The organism is Pedobacter sp. 01T416_2 (genome assembly GCF_056398925.1).
Map to the genome: position 1 here is coordinate 1 of NZ_JBFTQI010000137.1, position 9626 is coordinate 9626.

Genomic DNA, 9626 nt, shown 5'->3' on the forward strand with positions numbered 1-9626 from the left:
GTATCTGCCTTTGTGCCACAATTTAACCAGCAGGTAAGTGAATTTGTAAAACAAGATGCCGTTTCGGTATTTTGGCAAGGACTTACGGTGCTTTTTTATACTGGTGTTTTATTAATGGCCTTAAGATTACTCGTGCAGTTTATTTCGCTTTATAGAATGCATAAAAATTCTTCACCCGATCATTTAGATGATTATAAGGTGAGGATTTTAAACGATGAGGTAAGTCCATTTAGTTTTTGGCAGACCATTTATATCAATCCGCGCCTGCATAAAAAGCAAGATTTAAACAATATTCTCGAACATGAACGTGTGCATGTAGAAGAATGGCATACTTTAGATATTATTCTGGCGGAGATCTGTGTGGTTTTCTACTGGTTTAATCCAGGAGTTTGGTTGATGAAAAAGGCAGTAAGGGAAAACATTGAGTTTATTACCGATGCAAAGATTTTAAAAAAAGGAATCGATAAAAAAGCTTATCAATATAGCTTGCTAGATGTTGGGACGTTACAGCCATCGGTTGCTATTGTGAATAATTTTAATCTATCCGACCTTAAAAAGCGGATTAAAATGATGAACGCGAAACGTTCATCAAAAGTAAATTTAACCAGGTATTTATTTGTGTTACCGGTATTGCTTTGCGTTACTTTAGCGTTTACCATCGATAACAAGGAGGTAAAGAAAAGTTTAGCACCACTCACAAAAATAGTGAATGATGTTTTGCCCGATAAAACTGCTCAGGTTAATGTACAGTCAAAAAAGGTTTCAAAAACTAAGGTAAAAAAGAGAATACTAATTGACACATTGAAAGTGCCGGATACAGCCACTAGAATGACCTTTATCTTTAAAAGTATGGGCGATGGTGTGGATTCTTCATACCAATTAACCGATGAGGCTTTAAAAACTTTAAAAGGTAAAGTGAAAATGATGGATATTAAAACCGATAGAAATTTTAAAGGCAGAACCTTTGTACAGCATTTTAATTTTACCGATACCATAAATCCAGACCATAAAATGGTTGATATAAAAATTGTGGCTAAAAAAGATGCTGATTTCGAGTCTTTACCAATGCCCAGGAAAAACGGCGTTGCGATGTTTTATTTTTTAAAATCAACAGCCAAAACTTCAGCTGCTAAAGATGGAACCCAACACGTAACAGGCAATGCGGCTATAGTTAACGAAACCACCACCTATTTTTTAAATGGCAATAAAATCTCAAAAGAGGAGCTTGATAAATTGAATGTAAATAAGATTTCTGATCTCAAAGTTGACAGAAATAATCAGGCGATTCAGATTACTACAAAGCTATAGTTCATCTCATTCGTCATTTCGAGCGCAGTCGAGAAATCTTTTAAACTTGTTATTTAATAATGTACAGGCATTGCTAGGGATAAAAATCTGCGTTTATCATCTTAAATCTGCAGGAAAACAAATAGTCGATTGCTTGTTTTTTCCGCAGATCAAAAAGAATTTGCAGATTTAAGCTCGAAGACCCGTTCATCTGATTGTATTCAAGAGCTCATGAACATCGGAATGTCATTCCCGCGCAGGAGAGAATCATAATGCAATAAGCTTTAAGATTCCGAATCAAGTTGGGAATGACGCACCGCCTAAATCTAGGCTTACCACAAAAAGAATCGCTATTGATAACGACCGAATTGCCTGCTTAAAAATTAAAAGTAGCTTTCAGCATGGCCACCCTTCCCGGTATATAATAGGTTCCGGTGGTGAGTGAATTTGCTGAAAGATAAATCGCATCAAACCTTTTGATATTGGCCAGATTGGTTATGCCAAATTCTAAATCTGTTTTCATTTTTAAGAGTTTGTATTTGATGTTCATATCTGCAAAAAGATATTTCAGATTAGGTTGTGTAGATTGATGCGTAAATAAATGCTCTACCGATAAATTTAAATACACATTTCTAACAGTGGTGATAGCCAGGCTAGATTGCTGCCTAAGCTGCTGGAAATTCGTTTTTATCGCATCAGCAACTTTGGCTTTATTATCGGTTACCGAGAAATTTGCAAGATAAGACCAATTGATAAAATTGGTAAGTTTTGCTTCTATCCCTACTTTATAAGAAACCGTTTGCGCGTTAAAGGCAAATAGTTCGTTATTCTGCAATTGATCGTATTTACTCTGCGAAAAACTTATCCCAGCATTCACTGTACTTCTCAGGTCGAAAAGATATTTACTTGCATTTGCACTGAATGAGAGGGTACGGATGTGGTTGCTTAGCGGCAGTACAACTCTTTGCTGAATGTTATTGCTCAAACTGTACGAAGAAATGGTGTTCTGTTTAGCATCGCTGTAGTTAGCCGTTAAATTAATAAACAACATCTGCATCGCTTTTCTAAAATTAAATCCAGCTCCAATATTATGGGTTTGCGATTCGGAAATCGGTGCATTGTTTGCGAAAAGTGAGCGGTAATTTTTTAATACTGTACCACGATAAACATCGTCAATTCCTCCCAAATCACTTCGGAAGGCATAATTTGCCGTTACATAATTCTCAGGACTGGTTTGATATTTAAAATTAAATGAAGGGTTTAGGAATAATTTGTGCAGGCTTTTATCTAACTGGTTTACCTCATCGCTATAATTAATTTGGTTATAACTCAAGGGTAAACTCAGTCCTGCTTTCAATTTATCGTTTGTAAATTCATAGGTCGCATCTGCATAGAGTTTGGTTTTAAGCCAGTCCAGATCGTTTACCGCATTACCTGAAACCAGTTCTGTTTGCTGGTTATTTTGTGTACGGTAAAGTTCAGAGTTGAGCTGTTGCTGCTGTACATTAAAACCTGCCTTGTAGGTTTGTACGAAATTGTTTTTTACAAAAGCAAAAGATGCATAATTATTAGTGTACCAGGTTGGTATTTTAATGTACTGGTTTAAGCCGAGGTAACTATTTCCGTTGTTTAAGATATCGGCATTAAGGCCCGGTGTAATGTTTAGCGTTTCAGGCTGTGTTGTGCGGTTTAAATAGGAGTAGAGATTGATTACATCTTCCGACTTCAATTTTTTTCGGTAATTAAATTCATTAGAAATATCAAGTGTTTCCTGCCGAAGTACTTGATTGGCCGCAACATTATTGATTACAAAACCAGAAGAGGTTTTATAAGGTGCGTAATCCAATACAAAGTTGTTGTTCAGGTAATATTTTTCTGCATTCCCATTTAAGTTGAATTGGGTTCTTAATTTTTGTGGATTGATCGTATTGTTCTGCGATTCTGAATAACTGATGGTTTGGTCCGAAAGGTAAGTTTCCGAAAATTTGCTGTATTGTTGATTACGCTGATCATATAAGTACGAAAGATTTGCCCTCAATTGCAAGTCCTGATTAAACTTATATAAGTTGTTTAGATTGATCAGTCCAGCTTTATTAAAAAGATACCTGCTTTGCGGTAAAGAGGGTACGCCAGCTGCTCCTGTAGATAGCAATCCACTCGGCTTATCGTTGTCGAGGCGCTTTAAATAATCCGATAAATTATGCGAGGTGAGGTCAATACCCGGATCGTTACCAATGTTATTGCCTTTAATATTGTTGATGAACTTTAGTTTTTTATTGAACAGCATTGCCGTTAGGTTTTCGTCAAAGCGGTCGGGCATTCCCGCACCAACCGTCGCATCGCCCATTACCTTAAGTTTAGCATCGTCTTTAATCACCAGGTTAAGTGCAACATCGTCACTCATGTTGTTTTTGCGCATCATTTTAATCGGTTGATCATTCTGGATCACCTGTACCTTATCAACAGCGCTCTGTGGGATGCTTTTAGTGCCAATGTTGTACTTGTCGTCCAAAAGATTGTCACCATCCACATACAGGTTAGAAATGGCTTTTCCGTTATAGCTGATTTTTCCATTTTCAGCAACCTCGATACCAGGCATTTTTTTAAGTACATCGCCGATACTTCGATCTTGTTTATCGGCAAAATCAGATGGCCTGTAATTTAAGGTATCGCCATTTGCCTTTAAAGATGGGCGGTTTTTTACGGTAACCGTTTCCAATGCGGTTTCGCTGTTCTGTAGAACCAGATCGTAGCTTTTGTTTACATCTGCCACAACCGTGCTCAGTTTTTTATAACCAATGCTCGAAGCTTCTATTTTATAGCCGGTAATCTGATCATTTTTTATAGGAATACTAAACTCGCCATTGCGGTTGGTTCTGCTAAAATTAATAATATTCCCCTCAGGATCTTTTAAACTAACATTAACAGATTCAATCGCTTTTCCATTGCTATCCTTAACAATTCCTTTGATCGGTTTTTGTGCCAGCGCCGAAAAAGCAGCAAACAGYAGCACCAGCATTATAGCGCATTTTCTCATTTTTTCTCCGGAATTTCGATTGGGTTGTTGATTTCAGGTTTTGTTATGCCTGCGCCTCCAGTCGGACGGGGGGCGGTATTGGTCTTAAATGAACCTTGCATGCCACTTGCGGCCATTTGTGCCTGCATAAAGCCTTGAGGGTCTTTATCTCTTGCCGTTTTAAGTTTATCTAATTCTTTTCTGGTCGTTTTGATGGCATCTGCAGGTAATTTAATCTCCGATCCAAGGTAAGAGGTACTCACATCTATTCCCACCATTTTTACTACGCCTGTGCCATTGGGCGTTACAATTTTGCCATCCTCACCTGAGTTTGTTTGGTTGGCATCGTCTTTTACGTTTTCAAGGCCAGCGAATGTAAATTTTACTTCTTTTTTCTCATCATAAGCTTCCACAATTAAGCCTGGTAATCCATTTAATTTCCACGGACCACTTTGAAAAGGTATTTCTGTAGCAAACCAGGCAATCCATTTTCTGCCTTTAAAGTTTGCGGTTGCTTTCTGGCATGGTATCCCTGAAAAACTCATGGTATCTTTTAAAATCTTCCAATCAATTTGTGGAGCAGTTTCTTCAATAAGGTAATTGTTAAATAAGCGCTCTTTGGTAATCATTTTATGTTCGTTGGCAAAAAAGAAATAATCTTCCTGTGTTAATGGAACTTTCATTTCATTTTTCACCTCGATTTTGATATTGGAGTTGCCTGTTTGGTTTTTCATCTGCTCCTGAATCTGCTTCTGGGTATTTAACGCTTGGTTCAGCTTATCGTAACTGGTATAAACAGAAGCATTCTTTCCAGTTACGAGTAACATGTTTTCGGTTTTAGGTTTATCGCGCTGCGTAGTATCCTGGATGTGTGTAAAAGTATACCTTACTCTTGCTAAAGCCTTATCGGGGCTTTGTGCTTTTACCGAAATGGTTATGGCGGTTGCTAAACAGATGGTTAGTGTTAGTTTCATGAGATTTATTTTTAGGGGTCTATTTAATTTTCGTAAATCTACGAATAATTCGTAGTTATGAAAACGCTTTAACATTTTTTAACGAAAAGAATTAAGTAGGGTCTTTAGCTGCGGAGACATAGATTAACACAGAGAATTATTGCTATTATCTTAGGGGAAAAGAAGAATTTGTCATTCTGAATGTAATGAAGAATCTCTCTAGGCTGAACTTAGGTTCTAAGTCTATTAAGTAAAGATTCTTCACTGCGTTCAGAATGACAGTTAACTCTGACTGGAATACTACCCAGGAAAATATTCGGGAATGAATGGCTATGGATCTATCGGTTGGTGTCTCACCGACCGAAACCAAGCGTATGCCCGCGAGTGTTTAATTCCGATTTGGAAATGAGCGGCTTGTGGTTCTTGGAGGTTTTCAGCCCCGCCATTCGCTGTAGCTCCGATGGAAAATCGGAGGCTGCCGCTGCTGTCGGGTTTAGGAACAAGGGGTTGTGCACCCTGCAACCATAAAAATGAAATGCAGTCTTAATTCTCTAGCCCCGGTTGAAGCATTACCCTGCGGCAACGAGGTACGAGGAAGCGAAGCGTATAAGCGTAAAACGGGAAGAAACTTAATATTTTGCACTGACCTTGCGCTCTAATCATATGTGTTGTCTACAATAGACAGCAGGGTAGGCTTAATCTAAGAATTATTGAACCTTGATTTTCGAAAAAATGCAATTAAAATAGTGGTCAAATCGATATTGAAATCCTTAAAACCTCCGAATCCTTATCCTGTATGATTTTAGTGAAAAATATTTTCGATATGTATTTGTGTGTTAATTGAATTTGTTCTATATTTGCACCTCGTTAAATAAAAATTAAAAAACTAATATTTAAACAATGTACGCAATAGTAAATATAGCAGGGCAGCAATTTAAAGTTGCTAAAGACCAGCACCTTTTTGTACACAGATTACAAGGAGATGAAGGCGCTAGTATTGAATTTGATAATGTATTGTTGGTTGACAACGGTGGTGCAATTACTGTAGGTGCTCCTGCAGTTAAAGGTGCTAAAGTTTCAGCTAAGATCGTATCTCATTTAAAAGGTGATAAAGTAATTATTTTCCACAAAAAACGTAGAAAAGGTTACAAAAAGAAAAATGGTCACCGCCAGTTTTTTACTAAGATTCAGATCTCTGACATCACTCTATAATTAATTGTTAACCCAATAATTCGCTTTTTAGCGAGTTACAAAATATAAAATCATGGCACACAAAAAAGGAGCCGGTAGTTCGAAAAACGGACGTGAATCGCATAGTAAGCGTTTAGGTATTAAAATTTTCGGTGGGCAATTAGCTATCGCTGGAAACATTTTAGTACGTCAACGTGGAACAAAACACCACCCTGATAAAGGTGTTGGTATTGGTAGAGACCACACTTTATTTGCTTTAGTTGATGGTACTGTAATTTTCAGAAAGAAACAAGATAACAAATCTTATGTTTCTATCCTTCCTATCACTGAAGCTGAAATTGAAGCAGCAGTAGCTAAAGCACCAGTTGCTAAAAAAGCGGTTGCAAAAAAAGAAGTTGTAGCTGAAGAGGTTGTTGAAGCAGCACCAGTTGCTAAAAAAGCACCTGCTAAAAAAGCAGCTAAAAAAGACGAAACTACTGAAGAAGCTGCACCTGCAGAATAATTAGTAACAAAATTATAAAGGAAAGTCCCGATGTAAATCGGGACTTTTTTTTGTTTTTATGTGGTTCACTGGTTCATTAGTCACTAGTTCATTGGTCAAATCGGTTAATTGGCGCTAAACGCCAAGCGCTCAATCCAGACTGGTTAACCGTACCAAACGCGAAGTTCGTTATTGTGAAACCGATCCTTCATCGGGTGAAATAACCATCTAGCGGCCCTTCAACTTGGCTACCATTAACATGTTTTGTAATTGTTTAAATATGAGTGGTTTAAGTCCTGTGTATTTCCGCCCAACGAGGCCGTAGCACCATCTCCGTTCTACTTAAATCCGGCCTAACAAATTTTTCGGGCAGCACTGACCAGGCCAAACCACTTCCTTAGAAAGAAAAATTTTCAGCCGGTGTTTTTTGTTTCTTTTAGACACCAAAAAGAAAGAGCCTATCGGCGGCGGTGAGCCGAGGAATGCATGAGCTGTGGGGTAAAAAACAACAATTATATACGTCATTAATATTGATTTTTATACAATAAATTAACCCTCATGGTGACATATTGAGGTGAAATCCTTTAATTAACGCTGAAAGCCAAATACCAAACTGATTTCACAAAGAATTTGACTTCGGCCCTCCGACTTAATTGTTAAAGCCTGTTAAATAACAAAATTTAACAATTCATCGCGATACATTCGTATATCATTATTTAATTATTTGCGATGAATTTTAAAATACTCAGCTTATCAGTTTTTTCTATTATGTTAGTCGGCTTTTCGGTTAAAGCACAAGATGTAGAAGAGAATATCCGTATGGTGAAACCATTTAAGGCCGATGGCGTATCGAACGAGTGGAACGAACCGCTTAACCAATACAATGATGCCACCAAACTGGCCTTTGCCCTGGCCAACGACGACAAAAACCTGTACATTATTATCGAATCGTTAGATCCACAAACTACTTTTAGCGTACTAAGAGGAGGAATTACATTGAACATCAATACTGAAGGCAAGAAAAAAGATGGAATGAAATTAACTTTTCCTTTAATGGAAAGACCTCCCATGCCTAAAGAAGGAGAGGAGCACCATGAACATACTCCTTTATCGCCAGACGGAGCTACACAAGATCCCGTAGCGATGAATAAAAGCATTCGAGTTTCTGGCTTTAAAAATATTGCTGATGGTGAGCTACCAGCGATGAACCAGGACGGCATAGAAACTGGAATGAGTATTCATCCTAACAGAGATCTTATTTATGAATTAAGCATTCCGTTAGCACAATTACAGGTAGGATTAGACCTTAAAAAGCCATTGGTGTACAATATCAAAATTAATGAGCCGAATAAATCTGGTTTTAAAAGAGAAGCTAGACCTGAAGGTACAAGCGGTGGTAAAGGCAGATCGGGCGGTAGAGGTGGAATGGGTATGGGCGGTGGTGGCCGTGGCGGTATGGGTGGTGGAAGAATGGGCGGAGGAGGTCAACGACCACCAGAAAGCGGAGAATCTGCAGCCAAATCTTCTGATTTTTGGATCAAGTATAAGTTGGTAAAGGCCTAAGATATAGAAATTTTGAGTGTTTAAATGAAAGACATGTCATCCTGAGCTTGTCGAAGGACAATCTTTTTGATTTAAACATAAAAGGGTCTTCGACTACCTGTCCCGATTTATCGGGAGGCTCAGACTGACAAGTAAAGGAAATATAGAGTTGTCAACTTTCAGGCCGTTTGGCTATAAAAGTTGACAACTCTTTTTAATTAATACTCCCTGGCCATTAAATGATCTGTAAGCGTTAAAAGATTCGTTTTGCGCTCATCGCTTACATTAATCTGCGCGAATACAGCTAAAGCTTTGTTGAGGTAATTGTTCATGCTTTCTCTAGCAATATCCTGAATATCCAAAGTATCGTATACCTGGCGCACAGTATCTACTTTCTCCTGCACATTAAATTCTTTGTAGCCTGTCCAGGTATCTAATGATGCCCTGGTTTCTCCATCGGCAAGTTCGAAAGCTTTTAACAGCAGGAAGGTTTTTTTGTTGGCTATAATATCGCCACCTACCTGTTTTCCGAATTTTTCAGGATCAGCATAAACATCTAAAATATCATCCTGTAGCTGAAAAGCAATGCCAATATTTTCGCCAAACTGATAAATTAAGTCTGCATCTTTTTCTGAAGCTCCCGCTATAATGGCTCCAAGCTTTAAGGCACCACCCAAAAGCACTGCTGTTTTTAACCTGATCATGTTGATGTATTCTTCAATACTCACATCATCACGGCCTTCAAATTCCATATCTAATTGCTGGCCTTCACAAACGCCTTGAGCGGTTGCATTAAAAGTGTTTAGTACTGGGCCAAGAAAAGCCGGATTAACCTTCGCAAGGTTTTTATTAGCTTCCACCATCATCACATCGCCACTTAAAATGGCAATATTGGTGCTCCATTTTTCGTGTACGGTGGCTTTCCCTCTACGGAGTGGTGCATTGTCCATAATGTCGTCATGAACAAGCGTAAAATTATGAAAGATCTCAATGGCCATAGCGGCGTGGATAGATTCGTTTGCATCCCCACCAAACAACTCTGTCGCCATTAAAACCAATAGTGGTCTTACCCGTTTCCCACCCAGATTAATGATATAAGTAATCGGATCGTAAAGCTGTTTAGGATGATCCGGAAACTTTAAATTTTGTATTGCGG

The 9626-nt window shown here is 38.2% G+C and carries 7 protein-coding genes; 4 read left to right on the forward strand and 3 right to left on the reverse strand.

Annotated features, from left to right (window positions below; translation table 11 throughout):
* A partial coding sequence (locus tag AC1DPQ_RS08210) for a M56 family metallopeptidase (RefSeq protein WP_477608750.1) occupies window positions 1–1308 on the forward strand: 1308 nt, incomplete at its 5' end.
* 355 nt (window positions 1309–1663) lie between these two features.
* Here AC1DPQ_RS08210 and AC1DPQ_RS08215 read toward each other — a convergent pair.
* Together AC1DPQ_RS08215 and AC1DPQ_RS08220 are read right to left on the reverse strand one after the other, a co-directional pair.
* Window positions 1664–4306 carry a TonB-dependent receptor gene (locus AC1DPQ_RS08215; RefSeq protein ID WP_477608752.1) on the reverse strand — a complete coding sequence of 881 codons (2643 nt, stop codon included), beginning with the start codon at window positions 4304–4306 and terminating at the stop codon, window positions 1664–1666.
* A gap of 14 nt (window positions 4307–4320) precedes the next feature.
* Window positions 4321–5277: a GLPGLI family protein gene (locus tag AC1DPQ_RS08220; protein ID WP_477608754.1), complete on the reverse strand. Its 957-nt coding sequence runs from the start codon at window positions 5275–5277 to the stop codon at window positions 4321–4323.
* Between the two features lie 879 nt (window positions 5278–6156).
* Here AC1DPQ_RS08220 and rplU point away from each other — a divergent pair.
* The 3 genes from rplU to AC1DPQ_RS08235 all read left to right on the forward strand — a co-directional run bounded on the left by rplU (window position 6157) and on the right by AC1DPQ_RS08235 (window position 8491).
* Window positions 6157–6468 carry a 50S ribosomal protein L21 gene (rplU, locus tag AC1DPQ_RS08225; RefSeq protein ID WP_025146774.1) on the forward strand — a complete coding sequence of 104 codons (312 nt, stop codon included), beginning with the start codon at window positions 6157–6159 and terminating at the stop codon, window positions 6466–6468.
* A 52-nt stretch (window positions 6469–6520) separates the two neighbouring features.
* Entirely contained in the window at window positions 6521–6949 is a 429-nt protein-coding gene (rpmA, locus tag AC1DPQ_RS08230) for a 50S ribosomal protein L27 (protein WP_131032291.1), read from the forward strand.
* Window positions 6950–7657: 708 nt separating this feature from the next.
* Window positions 7658–8491: a hypothetical protein gene (locus AC1DPQ_RS08235; protein WP_477583610.1), complete on the forward strand. Its 834-nt coding sequence runs from the start codon at window positions 7658–7660 to the stop codon at window positions 8489–8491.
* Between the two features lie 197 nt (window positions 8492–8688).
* On the opposite strand, the gene AC1DPQ_RS08240 is transcribed toward AC1DPQ_RS08235, so the two are convergent.
* The coding region (locus AC1DPQ_RS08240; protein WP_477608757.1) for a polyprenyl synthetase family protein at window positions 8689–9626 on the reverse strand (938 nt) is incomplete at its 5' end.

What these genes read in the sequence shown, in the direction of transcription:
- AC1DPQ_RS08220 (WP_477608754.1), bottom strand. Translation starts at nt 5,277, where the DNA reads ATGAAACTAACACTAACCATCTGTTTAGCAACCGCCATAACCATTTCG.
- rplU (WP_025146774.1), top strand. Translation starts at nt 6,157, where the DNA reads ATGTACGCAATAGTAAATATAGCAGGGCAGCAATTTAAAGTTGCTAAA.
- rpmA (WP_131032291.1), top strand. Translation starts at nt 6,521, where the DNA reads ATGGCACACAAAAAAGGAGCCGGTAGTTCGAAAAACGGACGTGAATCG.
- AC1DPQ_RS08235 (WP_477583610.1), top strand. Translation starts at nt 7,658, where the DNA reads ATGAATTTTAAAATACTCAGCTTATCAGTTTTTTCTATTATGTTAGTC.